The organism is Sporosarcina quadrami, assembly GCF_014836615.1.
Classification (GTDB): domain Bacteria; phylum Bacillota; class Bacilli; order Bacillales_A; family Planococcaceae; genus Sporosarcina; species Sporosarcina quadrami.
Map to the genome: position 1 here is coordinate 68,423 of NZ_JACSQN010000003.1, position 15,640 is coordinate 84,062.

General features: G+C 41.2%; 14 protein-coding genes and 5 tRNA genes. 17 read left to right on the forward strand and 2 right to left on the reverse strand.

Features of this window, described 5'->3' with window-relative positions:
• Positions 1-38 precede the first annotated feature (38 nt).
• The 3 genes from H9649_RS04000 (at position 39) to H9649_RS04010 (ending at position 2,306) form a co-directional block, all read left to right on the forward strand.
• Entirely contained in the window at positions 39-338 is a 300-nt protein-coding gene (locus H9649_RS04000; protein ID WP_191693437.1) for a rhodanese-like domain-containing protein, read from the forward strand.
• Between the two features lie 121 nt (positions 339-459).
• The gene (locus tag H9649_RS04005; protein ID WP_191693640.1) at positions 460-1,170 is read left to right on the forward strand and encodes an N-acetylmuramoyl-L-alanine amidase; all 711 of its coding nucleotides are present in this window, start codon (positions 460-462) and stop codon (positions 1,168-1,170) included.
• Positions 1,171-1,247: 77 nt separating this feature from the next.
• Entirely contained in the window at positions 1,248-2,306 is a 1,059-nt protein-coding gene (locus tag H9649_RS04010; RefSeq protein WP_191693438.1) for an Mrp/NBP35 family ATP-binding protein, read from the forward strand.
• Positions 2,307-2,328: 22 nt separating this feature from the next.
• On the opposite strand, the gene gerD is transcribed toward H9649_RS04010, so the two are convergent.
• Entirely contained in the window at positions 2,329-2,928 is a 600-nt protein-coding gene (gene gerD, locus H9649_RS04015) for a spore germination lipoprotein GerD (protein WP_191693439.1), read from the reverse strand.
• 143 nt (positions 2,929-3,071) lie between these two features.
• Between gerD and H9649_RS04020 the strand changes: the two genes are divergently transcribed.
• On the forward strand, positions 3,072-3,779 hold the full coding sequence (locus H9649_RS04020; RefSeq protein ID WP_191693440.1) for a KinB-signaling pathway activation protein: 708 nt from the start codon (positions 3,072-3,074) through the stop codon (positions 3,777-3,779).
• Positions 3,780-3,914: 135 nt separating this feature from the next.
• Here H9649_RS04020 and H9649_RS04025 read toward each other — a convergent pair whose 3' ends face one another.
• Positions 3,915-4,580, reverse strand: coding sequence for a polysaccharide deacetylase family protein (locus H9649_RS04025; protein WP_191693441.1), 666 nt, complete (start codon positions 4,578-4,580; stop codon positions 3,915-3,917).
• Between the two features lie 186 nt (positions 4,581-4,766).
• On the opposite strand from H9649_RS04025, the gene H9649_RS04030 reads away from it, so the two are divergent.
• From H9649_RS04030 to H9649_RS04090, 13 genes are all read left to right on the forward strand, one after another.
• A tRNA-Asn gene (locus H9649_RS04030) sits at positions 4,767-4,841 on the forward strand.
• A gap of 8 nt (positions 4,842-4,849) precedes the next feature.
• Positions 4,850-4,922: transfer RNA gene (locus H9649_RS04035), tRNA-Thr, on the forward strand.
• Between the two features lie 206 nt (positions 4,923-5,128).
• A tRNA-Glu gene (locus H9649_RS04040) sits at positions 5,129-5,203 on the forward strand.
• Between the two features lie 35 nt (positions 5,204-5,238).
• A tRNA-Tyr gene (locus H9649_RS04045) sits at positions 5,239-5,323 on the forward strand.
• Positions 5,324-5,359: 36 nt separating this feature from the next.
• A tRNA-Gln gene (locus H9649_RS04050) sits at positions 5,360-5,434 on the forward strand.
• Between the two features lie 369 nt (positions 5,435-5,803).
• On the forward strand, positions 5,804-7,903 hold the full coding sequence (locus H9649_RS04055; protein WP_191693442.1) for a sensor domain-containing protein: 2,100 nt from the start codon (positions 5,804-5,806) through the stop codon (positions 7,901-7,903).
• A gap of 78 nt (positions 7,904-7,981) precedes the next feature.
• Positions 7,982-8,887, forward strand: coding sequence for an arginase (gene rocF / locus H9649_RS04060; protein ID WP_191693443.1), 906 nt, complete (start codon positions 7,982-7,984; stop codon positions 8,885-8,887).
• 180 nt (positions 8,888-9,067) lie between these two features.
• Positions 9,068-9,631: an RNA polymerase sigma factor SigW gene (gene sigW, locus H9649_RS04065; protein ID WP_191693444.1), complete on the forward strand. Its 564-nt coding sequence runs from the start codon at positions 9,068-9,070 to the stop codon at positions 9,629-9,631.
• 13 nt (positions 9,632-9,644) lie between these two features.
• Positions 9,645-10,277: an anti-sigma factor family protein gene (locus H9649_RS04070; RefSeq protein WP_191693445.1), complete on the forward strand. Its 633-nt coding sequence runs from the start codon at positions 9,645-9,647 to the stop codon at positions 10,275-10,277.
• Between the two features lie 134 nt (positions 10,278-10,411).
• Positions 10,412-11,242, forward strand: coding sequence for a diadenylate cyclase CdaA (cdaA, locus tag H9649_RS04075; RefSeq protein ID WP_191693446.1), 831 nt, complete (start codon positions 10,412-10,414; stop codon positions 11,240-11,242).
• The gene (locus H9649_RS04080) at positions 11,239-12,537 is read left to right on the forward strand and encodes a CdaR family protein (RefSeq protein ID WP_225229659.1); all 1,299 of its coding nucleotides are present in this window, start codon (positions 11,239-11,241) and stop codon (positions 12,535-12,537) included. Before cdaA ends, H9649_RS04080 begins: the two co-directional genes overlap by 4 nt.
• 44 nt (positions 12,538-12,581) lie before the next feature.
• Positions 12,582-13,934: a phosphoglucosamine mutase gene (gene glmM / locus H9649_RS04085; protein ID WP_191693447.1), complete on the forward strand. Its 1,353-nt coding sequence runs from the start codon at positions 12,582-12,584 to the stop codon at positions 13,932-13,934.
• A gap of 60 nt (positions 13,935-13,994) precedes the next feature.
• Complete coding sequence (locus H9649_RS04090; RefSeq protein ID WP_191693448.1) at positions 13,995-15,599, forward strand: diguanylate cyclase; 1,605 nt, start codon at positions 13,995-13,997, stop codon at positions 15,597-15,599.
• The last annotated feature ends 41 nt before the right edge of the window (positions 15,600-15,640 follow it).

Genomic DNA, 15,640 nt, shown 5'->3' on the forward strand with positions numbered 1-15,640 from the left:
GATAAAATGAAAGAAATGAATGGTAAGGAGGAATCGAAATGAAAGAAATTTCGACAGTAGATTTACAGCATAAATTAGAAAATGGTGAAACAATCCATATGATCGATGTGCGGGAAGCAGATGAAGTGGCTGAAGGTATGATCGACGGTGCAGTCCACATCCCACTTGGTGAAATCCCAGAACGTATGGAAGAGCTTGATAAGGCGACTCCGTATGTAATAATTTGCCGTTCAGGAGGACGCAGCGGGCGTGCTACTGAGTTTTTAAATGCAGAAGGTTATGATGTCACTAACATGACTGGCGGCATGCTGGCGTGGTCTGGTGAAGTCGTGCTATAAGAGTTGTAAAGGAGCCCTAACGGCTTCTTTTTTTGTGGAATTAATTGCGAAGCTTATTTAGGAGCTCATTCATATCATGCTAAAGATTTACGTATAGTGGAGGAAAAAGGCGGTGTGGATGTTGAAACGATGGCTAGTCATTGGTTTGTTGTTTGCGACTTCTCTTCTTGTAGTAGTGTATGGAGTAAAAGCTTCAGATCGTGGTTTCTTTATGCCGGAACTGGGGGGAGTGAAGATTGTCATTGACCCTGGGCATGGCGGCTTGGATGGAGGTGCTTCAGTAGGCGATATTGTTGAGCGCGATATTACTTTGAGCATTGCACATGAGTTAAAGAAAAAGCTTGAAAAGAAAGGTGCAGTCATTGTGATGACACGAGAAAAAGAGGGAGATGCCATTGCGGAGCATGCGCCGAGTGAAAAGTTCAGCACAACGCGTCAACGGAAGATGGCTGATCTGAAATTGAGAGAAAGCATTGCCATTCAGGAAGAACCGGATATGTTTTTAAGCGTGCATGTTAACGCGATACCTGAAGAAAGATGGAGAGGCTCACAAGTGTTTTATCATGCAGAGGGACATGAAGGTGGCGAGCTATTAGCGAAGTCCATACAAAGTTCGTTCGCAGCTAATCTTCAAAACACGGATAGAGAAGCGATGGCTATCAAAGGGGTTTATTTATTAAAAAAGGTTCCAATGCCTTCCGTTCTTATTGAAACAGGCTTTATCTCTAATCCGGAGGAACGAAAACTGTTGACAGATCCGGCATACCATGCAAAAGTGGCAGATGCGATTATCGAAGGAATTGTTGAATTCCATACATCCGAGCAAAATTAAAGGCATATCCTCATTTGAAAAAGAATCACTATGGTATACTTAGGAGAGATTGAATTACCTTCTAAGGGGTGGCCATATTGTTGAATGAACAAATTATCCGTGACGTTGTAGGCGAATTGAAGGATCCATTTTTACATAGAACACTAGCGGAAACCGATGGAATCGTCAGTGTAACGGTTAAGCCGGAGAAGCAACATGTGAGTGTAAAACTGGCAATCGCCAAAATTAATACAGCGGAACAAATGACTTTGCAAATGAAAGTGGTTGAAGTGATTAAAGCGGCAGGTGCTGATTCTGTAGGCATCCGTTTTGAAGAACTTCCTGCTGAAACACTTGAAAAGTTCCGTGGGACAGCAACTGAATCGGAGGCACAAGATCTTTTATCTCCGCTAAATAATATTGAATTTATCTCGATTGCATCTGGTAAAGGCGGCGTTGGGAAATCTACTGTTTCGGTGAATTTGGCGGTTGGTCTTGCGAGACTCGGCAAGAAAGTCGGTCTGATTGACGCAGACATATATGGATTCAGTGTTCCTGATATGATGGGTATTACTGAACTGCCGGTCATCCGTGAAAACCGCATCATTCCTGTCGAGCGTTTTGGCGTCAAAGTCATTTCCATGGGCTTTTTCGTGGAAGACAATGCACCTGTCGTCTGGCGTGGACCGATGCTCGGTAAAGTGCTTGACCAGTTCTTCCGGGATGTGGATTGGGGGGATCTTGATTACCTCATTCTTGATTTGCCACCGGGTACAGGTGATGTAGCACTTGATATCCACCAAATGATTCCGGCTTCAAAAGAAATTGTGGTGACAACTCCGCATCCGACTGCAGCATTCGTTGCGGCACGAGCAGGAGCAATGGCATTGCAAACAGACCATACATTACTTGGTGTAATTGAAAATATGGCGTGGTTCCAATCACAGTCAACTGGTGAAAAGGAATACGTATTCGGCAAAGGCGGAGGTACTCGTCTAGCTGAAGAGTTGCGAACTGAATTATTAGGTCAAATTCCACTAGGGCAACCAGATTGGAATGAAACCGACTTCGCACCATCTGTCTATGCAAAAGACCATCCAATCGGTCAAACATATGCAACGATTGCGCAGGAAATTATTGATAAAACTTCAAAGTAAACAGTAAAGCAAGCGGTGAAGGTCATTTGCCTTCGCCGCTGCTTTTTTTGTCCCCACCTGAATCTCCACCACCATCTCCACCCTTTTCGGAAGGAGTAATTTCTCCTGCTTTCAAAATTAATTCTTGCCACTTGCCCTTTAGTAAAGGATTGTTAATAGTATCTTCTACAGATTTTTCAACTTGCTTTTTCATATTTGCTGACTGCAAAATTGTTTCCATTTGTTTTTGCATTTCAGCACCACCAAAAAAGGATTCCATCTCTTTAAGAAATGAAGAATCGTTCATCAGACTTGTCATAATATCCTGTTGCTGCTCTTTCATACTTTTTGCTATCGACTCAGTGAACTTTGGATCTTCAAAAGCGTGCTTCCAAAAGTCTTCTCCTTTTTTTGATAACAACACATCTTCAATGGACTTTTTCACTTCAGGTTGTTCCAAAACAATCAGTTCTCGGAATTCCGGATCGGCTAACATTTTTCGAATGGCTTTCTTTCCATCTTCTGTTTGCAAAGCATCCGTCATCATTTTTTTCATCTCATCATAGTTTGGACTTTGCGCTTGTTGGCTACAGCTTGCCAAGAGGAAGATGAGAAGTAGGCAGGAAACCCATTTATTCTTCATGGAATCAAAATCCCTTCCGTTATGCGTTTTCAATTATTGTTCACAATATAAGAAGGAATATGCATGAAGCGTACAATGAAATAGATTTTTACTTGAAACGTTGTTACACTATTGGAAGCAATTAAAAACGGGGGAACATAATCGTGACCATACGAAATTGGGTAAAATTCTTTTTTAATGCCTTACTAATAGGAGGAGCTGTCACGGCGATTGTCGGTTTGATCGTACGTTGGGAGTTTTTCTCGCAATATTTATCTAACGGAGAGTACTTTCAATTTTTCAGTGCGTTCGTTTGGATGATTTTCTTAGGTTTCACAATGAGTGTAGTCGCACAAATGGGATTCTTCGCTTATTTGACGGTTCATCAATTTGGTGTCAATATGTTCAAAACGTTGACATTATGGAATTGGGTTCAGCTACTCATCATTATAGTCGTGCTGTTTGACCTTGTCTTTTTCCGATTTAAATTAACAGAAGGCGATACTGGACGAACAGTTCTTTACTTAACTTTACTGTTCTCATTATTGGCAGTCTCTGCCATAACTGCTTATTTCAAAGCGCAATGGACTAAGAAACACGCACTCATATCAGCACTCTTCTTCATGATTGTCATAACGACACTTGAATGGTTGCCAGCATTAATGGTCCGTTCAGGTAACATCGATACATGGGTAACAATCTTATTGTTCCCGCTTTTAGCCGTCAATGCATACCAACTTCTCATGCTCCCAAAATACAATCGTCAATCAGACGAAGACAAAGCGAGATTGGACGCGCGTAGACAAGCACGTAAAGCCACTGAACAATCAGCTTCAAAAGGAAAAAAGAAAGCTTCAAAAAAAGCAAAATAACGTAAAAAGGCACAACTTCCACATACAAACGGAAGCCGTGCCTTTTTTAATTCAATAAAACCTTTCAAATCGTCCTCAGAAGTCCATAACTCCATTCAAAAGTCCATAAACGCGCATAGAAGTCCATAATCTAGATCACTCTGGTATTCTTTTCGTCTTAATGGACATCTTAAACAAGACGTTCTCTAAAGATGTGTATTTCCGCGTTTCGTTTAACTTTTTCAAAGAAGCGAGACTGACCCGCTCTTCCCTGTGATGGGGTAGTGAAATAATTTCTCCTTCGATAACCGGAGGCGGCTCACCATCAATCCATTTTACAGAAGAGCCGAGCGCATTTATTTCCACATCCCATAAAGCTGTACGCAACGAGAGTGGAAACTGTTCATCGGCAGTTCTGAACCATAAAGGATGTGTACCGAAATGACTTTCGAACTTACTGATTTGCTCCATCAATAAGGGAATGTCTTGTTCATATGCTTCGCCGGCATGTCCTAAAAGTCCAACGGGAATATTTCTCTTCTTTATGAGCGCGACAATTTCAGGAAATCTTTCTGCCCAATCCATGTCTAGAAATAAAACCGGATAAGGCGTCTGTAAATCACGTACTAGTTGCTCAACTTCTTCTTCTCCAAATGAAATATTGATGGTCAACGCAGATCCCGCCATACCACGGACAATGACTTCCCCTGGTTCATCCGTTAAACGGAAAACTTCTTTTAACGAGTCGGTCCCAGGAATAGTAGTGAAAAATAGTACGACAGCAGTTAAAATTACTGTGAGAACGAACAGTTTTACTTTCAAGACACACGTCACATCCCCTTTACCAACAAAATCTATACAGCATTTTATGATAGTCACTTGACCATTATGAATAAGACATGCTACTATTATGAAGGCTTCAAAAGACAAGTGAAAAAAATGTTGATTTTTAATTAGATCTTAGCTATAATAAATCTTGTCGTTGGAATGCAGAAAATATAATACGATTCCGCAGTAGCTCAGTGGTAGAGCAATCGGCTGTTAACCGATCGGTCGTAGGTTCGAGTCCTACCTGCGGAGCCATTTTTTATGCTTCCATAGCTCAGTAGGTAGAGTGCTTCCATGGTAAGGAAGAGGTCACCGGTTCGAATCCGGTTGGAAGCTTCCGATTGGATTTTACACGTTCTTCTATAAGAAAAGTAAGGCGCTTTTTTTATGTCTACGAATGAATGGATTCAGCTTAAAGGCTATCAGAAACAGAATTAATAAATTAAAAAGCAAAATAGGCTTGCACACACCGTATAAATTTGCTAATATAACATTTGTGCGATTCATCAACGGCTTTTGATAGACACATGCCTTCTTATTAAGGCCCCTTGGTCAAGCGGTTAAGACACCGCCCTTTCACGGCGGTAACACGGGTTCGAATCCCGTAGGGGTCACCATGTTTGTTTTCATCCTATTTTATATAACTAATTTTGGTGGGGTAGCGAAGTGGCTAAACGCGGCGGACTGTAAATCCGCTCCCTCCGGGTTCGGCGGTTCGAATCCGTCCCCCACCACCATTTTTTACTAACGACTTCCACTGACTATAAAAAAAATGGGGTATAGCCAAGCGGTAAGGCAACGGACTTTGACTCCGTCATTCGTTGGTTCGAATCCAGCTACCCCAGCCAATCTTTTTTAACGAGAAGCGTTAAAAAAGATTTGCGAGAAATACCGAAGGTATTTCGAGCACATGGTTCTAATATCCAAACGAAAAAAACAAAAAAACCGAGTACAAAAGTAAACAATAACAAATAATTCCATACATACAACAACCCAAAACCTTACAAAAATAAGGCTTTTTTTATTGCCTAAAACCAACCCCTCGCCTTAGCATCCCTTCACAAAACTTCAAATAAAATTCATATAGACCATACCCATCTAGCATCACAAAGAAGTATGATAGAAAAGGAATATATTACATAGATAGTTTAAACAACATCCCGCTAATACTTACAATTTACAATAAGTTTTTCCGAAGAAAGGAAAAGTGAATAGATATGCATGAGTATATCCATCTACTGCGCAACATGACCGATGTCAATTCTGAAGCGACGCTCCAAAGCTTATTAGGCGATATTGCATACGCTCTTAATCAATCCGTCATCATTGCCGTAACAGACCGAACTGGAACAATTACATATGTAAACGACCTATTTGTCAAAACATCAAAATATAGCGAAGCTGAATTAATTGGGAAGACGCACGCCATCGTTAATTCCAATTACCATCCTAAATCCTTTTTTAAAAATATGTGGGCGACAATAGGACAAGGACATGTCTGGCAAGGGGAAATCCGCAATCGAGCAAAAGATGGCAGCTTTTATTGGGTGGATACTAGGATTGTTCCGTTCTTAACGGATGCAGGTATACCAAACAGATATATATCAATCCGTTATGACATTACGGATCGAAAAAAAATGGAAGACCGTATACGGAAAGATAGCGAAGTGTACCGGCTCATTACGGAAAACTCTTTAGATTATATATCCGTTATTGATCCGTTGGGGAATTTTCAATACATGTCACCTACCCACGGGCATTTATTTGAATTGGACAAGATAGCAAGCAATTCGATATATGACGTCATCCATTCAGACGATCATGAAAAATTTGCGAAAGCGTTGAATTTAGCAAAGGAACAATTGAAGTCAATTCCTGCAGAGTTCAAAGTAATGGATAAAGAAGGATTGCCTATAACGATGGAAGCGAATTTACAGCTTATCGTTGAAGAGGGAGAGTTTTTCAATTGCGTTGTCGTTTCTATGCATGATATATCCAATCAAAAAGAATCAGAGTTGCTCATTAAAGATCTCGCTTATAAAGACCAGTTAACGTCATTATTGAATAGAACAGCTTTTAGTGAAAAGTTATTTAATCGGCTTCAAATTAATAAGAAGAATGATTCGCCAATGAGTCTAGTCTATTTAAATATTGACAGGCTACGATATGTCAATGATTCGTACGGTCAAGAAACTGGGGATTACGTATTAGCCGTTGTTGCGGAACGCCTACGTAATCTTTTATCCGATGAAGATTTGATAGGTCGTATATCTGGTGACGAGTTCGCTTTCACATTGCTACAAGGGACGACAAATACAGATGCGGAAAAGATGACAGCAAAAATAAAAGAAGAACTTGAAAAACCGATTTTGATGGCGGAGAAGACAAGTAGCATTTCTATCAGTTGTGGGATATCGATGTTCCCCAAACATGCAAAAACTCCGTCTGCCCTAATTACAAAGGCTGAAAAGGCACTCCATTATGTGAAGGAGCATGGGGGTGGCGGATTTAAAATGTATGAACCGGGCACAGCGACCAAAACGTTGGAACGTATATTACTGGAGAATGAATTAAGAAAAAGTGTGCAAATGGGGCACTTTACATTAGAATATCAGCCCAAAATGAATTTGAGCGAAGGTGAATTAACTGGAGTAGAAGCACTAGTAAGGTGGAATCATCCAGACCTAGGCCGAATAGCTCCTGATAAATTCATTCCGATTGCAGAAGAAACCAAAATCATCCTGCCACTAGGTGAATGGATTTTAAGAGAGGCATGCAAACAAGCTTATATATGGAAGCAACAAGGATACAAATCATTTCGCATAGCTGTGAATATGTCGACTGTTCAATTGGAAGAACCAACAATTGTCGAAACGATCAACAGAATCTTAAACGAAGAAAGGGTAACAGCAGAATTGATTGAAATTGAATTGACTGAAACGTCATTTGCTAACCGTGATGAAATGCGAGAAACGATTCAGCGAATAAGAGAGCTAGGTATTCAAGTAGCTATTGACGACTTTGGAACGGGATACAGTACATTCAGTTATATAAAAGAATTGCCTGCTGACACGCTTAAGATCGATATGTCATTCATTCGTGATATTGATGTGAATGAAAATAGCCGCGCCATTGTCCAAGCAATTATTACATTGGCAGGAACTGCAGAACTACAAGTGATTGCTGAAGGTATTGAAACAGAAAAACAGGCGAAGTTATTACTGGAACTTGGTTGTACAGAAGGACAAGGTTATTTTTATAGCAAACCCTTGCCTCCCGAAGAATGCGAATACATGATTTCGAAGACACATACATGAATAAATATTCGAAAACTTGTTAGGTTGAGCCATTTCATTTTAGGATTTACAATAGGAATGGTAAGGGAGGTCGTTAAGATGAAAAAATTAGACATAACTGTAGTTGGTGTTCCGCTTGATTTCGGTCAAAGCCGTAGAGGCGTCGATATGGGACCTAGTGCAATTCGTTATGCGGGCGCTATAAAGAGACTCGAAGCGATCGGGCATACGTTGAAAGATGAAGGCGATATCCAAGTAAGTGCAATTGAACGGTCACATCGTGAAGATACGAATTTAAAGAATCTTGAAGAAGTCGTTTCAGCGACGACAGAGCTTGCTGAAAAAGTAGCTGCTATCATCGAAAAAGGTGAGTTCCCGCTTGTGCTTGGTGGAGACCATAGCATTGCTATCGGTACAATTGCTGGATTGGCTTCAAAATATAAAAATTTAGGCGTTATTTGGTATGATGCGCATGCAGATATGAATACGGCAGAGACATCTCCGTCAGGCAATATTCACGGTATGCCACTTGCGGTAACAATGGGTCTTGGACATGAAAGACTCGTCAACATTTACAAAGACGGCCAGAAAGTTAAGCCTGAAAACATTGTTATCATTGGTGCGCGTTCGGTTGATCCCGGGGAACGTAAACTAATTAAGGAAAAAGGCGTCAAAGTATTTTCTATGCACGAAATTGATCGAGATGGTATGACGGTAGTTATGAACGAAGCAATTGCTTATTTGCAATCGAAAGATCTTGATGGCGTACATCTATCATTGGACCTCGATGGACTTGATCCAATTTATACGCCAGGCGTCGGAACGCCAGTACAAGGCGGTATTAGTTATCGCGAAAGTCATCTAGCAATGGAAATGCTCGAAGATGCTGGGATTATTACTTCGGCAGAATTTGTAGAAGTGAATCCGATACTCGACGAGAAAAATAAAACCGGTGAAGTGGCAGTAGAACTGATGGGTTCACTGTTCGGTGAAAAATTATTATAAATATCATAGACTGCTTGGATTATTCCAAGTGGTTTTTTATATATTCCAGCTGATAATTCTTATAAATAAGGAAATACTTCTCAAAGTTTGGTAAAATAAAAATATATATAAAAAATGAAACCTGTTGCACCCTTCAAACGTATAGAAGGAACAGCCGCATAGAGCGGAGGATGAAAGTCATTGGATGAATTAGTTAATAAACGAATAAATCAAGTTCTTAAAGGTAATCAGGAAGCGTTCGAAGAAATCGTAACGTTATTCCAGCAACGGCTGTATCAAGTCTGCTATCGAATGTTAGGCAATGCCCAGGAAGCTGAGGACATTGCACAAGAAGCATTTGTGAGAGCATACGTGAACATTCATACGTACGATCAAAAACGCAAATTCTCAACTTGGCTTTACAGAATTGCGACAAATCTATGTATTGATAGAATCCGTAAAAAGAAACCGGATTATTATCTTGATGCGACTGTACCTGGTACAGATGGTCTGAATATGTATTCCCAGATTGCTGCAACGGGCGACCTGCCGGAAGAAGAAATTGAACGTATGGAAACGCAAGATCGGGTCCAATATGAAATTAGCAGGCTACCTGATAAATACCGTACAGTTATCATACTTCGGTACATGGAAGAATTGCCGTTGCAAGAGATTAGCGATATTTTAGAACTACCGTTAGGAACCGTAAAGACCCGGGTTCACCGTGGACGTGAAGCGCTTCGGAAACAAATGGGTAATATGTAGGAGGGAATTAAGAATGAATACGTGTCAGCAACCAGTTATCCATTTAATGCACGCGTATTTAGACGGAGATATTAGCCGTGATGAAGAGCAGGCATTGCAACAACATCTTTCATCATGTCCTCAGTGTAATGACATGATGGAAGAATTTAAAATGTCGGAGCAGTTGCTTCAAAGCGCATCTCCCATAAGGGCACCGGAAGGGTTCGTTTCAGGTGTCATGACGCGACTGCCGAAAGAAAAGTCGCAAGCAGGCATTTCACGCATTTTAAGAAGACACCCGTTAATAGCGGCAGCAGCATTATTTTTCCTCTTAATGAGCGCAACGCTCTTTTCGAATTTTAGTAACAATCAGCAGTTTTCATTCACAAAGCAGCCGAATCTGATTATTGAAGGCGAGACTGTTGTTGTGCCAGCAGGTGAGATCATTAAGGGCGATTTAGTCGTGAAGAACGGAAATGTTCGGATCGAAGGAGAAGTGGATGGAAATGTCACTGTCATCCGCGGTTCTAAGTATATGGCTTCAACAGCTGTTGTAACTGGTAGTATTGAAGAAATTGACGAAGCCTTTGATTGGCTTTGGTATAAAATCAAACTGTTCGTCAAAGACGTGATTCCGTCTTCAGACAGCGAACCTACAACAGAATAGAACAAAAAGTCGATCGGCTGCTCGTTATCAGATGCAACCGATCGACTTTTACGTATAGCTTTTTCAAGGCATTGGCCTGCGCCTATATGTTATACTTATTGTATAAGAATGAGGGATGAAGGTGAGGGAAGCGCATGCCAGTCTGGGAAATGATTACAAACTTAAGTCCGATTGAAATAATTAAAAATATAGTGGATGTGCTTCTCGTTTGGTTCGTCTTTTATAAATTAATTACCATTATAAAAGGAACGAAAGCCGTTCAGTTGTTGAAAGGAATTTTTGTCATCCTATTCGCTCGTATTCTGACTGAATACCTCGGTCTCGATACATTGAAATGGATGATGGAACAGGTGGTGGTATGGGGGTTCCTAGCCATTATCATTCTCTTCCAACCTGAAATCCGTCGTGCACTTGAACAACTTGGACGAGGACGTTTGTTTGCAAGTTCTGCAATGCATGAAGATGAGGAAAGAGACCGTCTAATCGAGGCATTTAGTAAGTCTGTCAGTTATATGGCGAAACGGCGTATCGGTGCGCTTATTTCCATTGAAAAAGAAACCGGTTTAAGCGAATACATAGAAACCGGAATTCAGATGAATTCAAATGTCACATCAGAACTAATTATTAATATATTCATCCCTAACACGCCACTGCATGATGGTGCTGTTATCATTCAGAAAAACCAAATTGCAGCAGCAGGTTGTTATTTACCACTTTCAGAAAATCCCTTCATCTCTAAAGAACTAGGTACGAGGCACCGTGCTGCAATAGGTTTGAGTGAAGTGACCGATGCTATTACGATTGTTGTGTCAGAAGAAACAGGTGCAGTGAGCCTTACAGCAAACGGAGATATCAATCGGAATCTGACAATGGAGGAATTTGCTAAGCAGTTGCGTGAAGCTTGGTTTGGCGTGGATAATGAAGATACGCCTAATCCATTCTGGAAATGGGGGAAAAGAAAATGATCGATAAGCTCATGGACAAACCGTGGTTTTTAAGAGTCACGGCATTGGCACTCGCGATCATCTTGTTTTTTTCTGTACAAGTGGAAGATTCCAAAACGGATCGCAACACGGTTGGAGATACATGGGATGTCATCCGCGATGTTCCTGTCGAAGTGTATTATGATAACGAAAATCTAGTCGTAACAGGGGTTCCTGAAAAAATAGATGTCACGATTGATGGCCCAGTGAATATTGTGCAGACGACAAAAGTGATGAGGGACTTCATCTTGAAAGTCGACTTGAGAAGTCTGAACAACGGCAAGCATACAGTCCGTATCGATACGGAAAACCTGTCTGAAAAGCTGAATGTTCGGCTTGACCCTGCCACTGTAGATGTAGTCATCGAAGAGAAGATTTCAAAGACATTTAAAGTAGATCCTGAATTGAATGAACGATTACTTGCAGAAAACTATAATCTAGTCAAAATGGAAGTTGAACCTTCAGAAATTCAAGTAACTGGAGCGAAGAGTGTTGTTGACGCGGTTGAATTCGTAAAGGTTTCAGCAACTGGAGATAAAGGTATTAATAAATCATTTGAACAACGCGCGAAAGTCCGTGTACTCGACCGCGAACTGAACAAACTGAATGTCACAATCGAACCTGCTGAAGTAAATGTTAAAGTTGATATTGAAGAGAATAACAAAGAAGTTCCTATTGTATTACGTAAGCGTGGCGTTCCTGGTGACAATGTTACAATCGATTCACTTACGACAGAATTGAAAACGGTCAAATTGTACGGGTCTAAGAAAACACTCGATTTGATAAAGGATTTAAAAGTGGATGTAGACATATCGAAGGTAAAAGAGTCTGGCACAATTGAATTGACTTTACCGAAGCCAAAGGGAGTTACTAAGCTTTCTGATGATAAAATCACTGTCAACGTAGCGGTGACAATCCAGTCAGAAGAAGATCCCCCACCTGATATATCAATGGATCCGGGCATAGAAGAGACTACTGAAGAGGCAGAAGCTGACGTGACGAAACAATTTAAAGATGTTCCTGTCGCAGTGAATGGGCTTGACGAGAAGTATACTAGTTCCTTTCTCAAGCCTACGCAAGGCGTTGTAGACGTTACAGTCACAGCCAAGAAAGACTTGATAAATTCCTTGGAAAAATCGGATTTCACAATTACAATCGACGCATCTGAAACAGATGCTGAGGGAGAGCACAGTTACCCATTATCGGTAAATGCTCCGAATGGTGTCGCTTGGAAACTATCAACTGATGAAGTTACTTTGGAAGTAAAACTTGCATAATGATGAACAAGCTGTTGACTCAGCATTGAAAGGGAGAATGGATTATGACTAAGTATTTTGGAACTGACGGAGTACGTGGAATTGCCAATAAGGAACTGACACCTGAGTTAGCATTTAAATTGGGGAGAATTGGCGGCCATTTATTAACGAGAGATTCACATGAAACGTCCCAAGTACTTGTTGGTCGGGATACGCGCATTTCAGGTCATATGCTTGAAAATGCTCTCATTGCTGGACTTTTATCCATCGGAGTGGAAGTGATGCGCCTTGGTGTCATCAGTACACCGGGGGTTGCTTATTTGACTCGTGCTATGAACGCGGAAGCAGGCGTCATGATTTCCGCGTCTCACAATCCTGTTGAAGACAATGGCATCAAATTTTTTGGTGCGGATGGCTTTAAACTGACAGATGAACAGGAAGAGGAATTCGAAGCGTTGCTAAATGAAGAGACTGACAATCTTCCACGTCCTACGGGAGATGCAGTTGGAACTGTAACTGACTACTTCGAAGGCGGCCAGAAATACATCCAATACTTGAAACAGACTGTAGATGAAGAGTTTACAGATCTTCACATTGCGCTCGACTGTGCACATGGCGCGACATCTACATTGGCGACACATATATTCGCGGATTTAGATGCAGACCTTACGACTATCGGAGCTTCTCCTAACGGTCTAAATATTAATGATGGCGTTGGATCTACACATCCCGAAGGACTTAGCAAGTTAGTTGTTGAGAAGAACGCTGACATCGGTCTTGCATTCGATGGTGATGGCGATCGTCTTATTGCGGTGGACGAACTAGGAAGAATTATCGATGGTGATCAGATTATGTTCATTATCGGTAAGTTCCTACATTCGAAAGGTCGATTGAAGTCCAATACAATTGTCTCAACAATTATGAGTAATCTCGGTTTTTACAAGGCACTGGACGATAACGGTATGACTAGTGTCAAAACAGCTGTCGGTGACCGATACGTTGTGGAAGAGATGAGAAAGGGACAATTCAATTTGGGTGGAGAGCAATCTGGCCATATTGTATTCCTCGATTTCAACACGACAGGGGACGGTTTGTTAACAGGCTTGCAGCTCGTCGACATCATGAAGAAGACAGGCAGAAAATTGTCTGATTTGGCAAATGAAATGACGATTTTCCCGCAGGAACTTGTCAATGTCCGAGTGACGGATAAAAACAAAGTTGCCGATAATGCGCGTGTCGTTGAAGTGATCAAGCAAGTTGAAGAAGAGATGGCAGGGAATGGACGAGTGCTCGTTCGTCCTTCAGGTACAGAATCACTTGTCCGTGTCATGGTAGAAGCAACAGACCACGAAACGTGTAAACGTTATGTGACGCGTATCGCCGATGTTGTCCGTGAAGAGATGGGTACTGAAGCGTAAGCGATAAATAGATATAAGTCATTCTGATTCATGGTAATTAATCTGGGGGTATGGAAGATAATGAATTTTGAACACTATCGGAACATACTTCGCGATCGATTAGAACAGACGTATGAAGAGTGGAGATTGAAGAGCTTCATTTCCGAAAAAGAGCTTTATACATTCCTTGATACATTGAAGGAAATGGCTGATGAGTTTGGTATGAGCGGGGTAGCGGGTTTCACGGAATCACAACTGAACAAACTCTCTTCCAGTAGTGAAAATCGAATACCATTCTCCTCGTTAGTAAATTATTGGAACCGAATTGCGGAAGTTGTAGAAAGAGACAAAGAACTTGTTGCATATGACTTTTCCGACCTTCCGACGAACCGCTTTGGAGATGGTGTTTTTGTATTAGTCATCGGTGACAAGTTAGAATCAGTTTCTTACATTAAAGGGTTAATTGAGAAACTAGGGGCGCAAGTCCTTGTCGCCATGAGTGGAAAACGTGGCATTGAACAATTTTATTCTATGCGTCCAAACTATGTGTTTACAGAAGTAAAGCTTCCCGATATGACGGCTTTTGACATATTGGATCAGATTGCTGAAGCTGCACTTGTGAAACGTGTGCCAATTATGGTTTTTAGTGAAGATTTCTCTAATCAAAACCGGATAGCTGCATATGAAAAAGGGGCGATGGATTATATTCGGATGCCACTTGAATTGGATGTGTTCGTCCCGTATTTATTGAATCGGGAAAATATAAGAAAGTCCATGGACGAATCAGTATTCACGGACGGATTGACAGGCATTGGAAATCGGCGGTATTTTGATGACTGCTTGCACGAATTCAGCAGTATTTCTGAGCGTACAGGTCTGAATCATACATTAGTTATGGTGGATATTGATTATTTCAAGAAAGTGAATGATCGTTATGGTCATATGGCAGGAGACAAAGTGTTGCGTAAGTTTGGGGAAATGCTACGCAATGTAAGGAGAGACGGTGATAAGGTCTTCCGTTATGGTGGCGAGGAGTTTGCTGTTATCCTTGCAAACACGAATGTAGAAGAAGCGGATGAGCTCGTAAAAAGATTCCGCAACCGTTTCAATGATCTTGTCTTCGACTTAGAAAATGACACATTCTCTGTAACCTTCTCTGCTGGCATTGCAGAGTATCGTGGTGATTCTAATAAGATGATTCTGACGGCAGACCGGGCGTTGTATGAAGCCAAGCGGACAGGACGTAACAAAACCGTCATTTTCACGGGTGCAAACGTTGAGTTGAAGCGGAAAGTTCAAGTAATTATCGTGGACGACGATCTCTTTTTCCGAACGATGTTATCCGATATGTTGAAAGGTTGGACATCCGATGACATCGATGTATCCGTCAAAACGTTTGAAGATGGACCTTCTTTCTTACAATCGGATTGGTACCGGAATGATGTCAATATCATTATTTTGCTTGACGGCGTCATGCCGCATATGGATGGACTTGAAGTGCTGGGCCGTCTGAAACAGGTGAACGATGAAAAGAACGTTCTCGTATCGATGATGACAGCTCGCACAAGTGAAGCGGATATAAAGACCGCTCTCTGGCTTGGGGCAGATGATTATATTATGAAGCCATTCAAGCCGGAGGAAGTATTGTTGAAGATTCAAAACTTAGCAGCACGGATGTTCAAATAAAAAGACGGAAAGCAAAGAATTATCTCTTTTGCTTCCCGTTT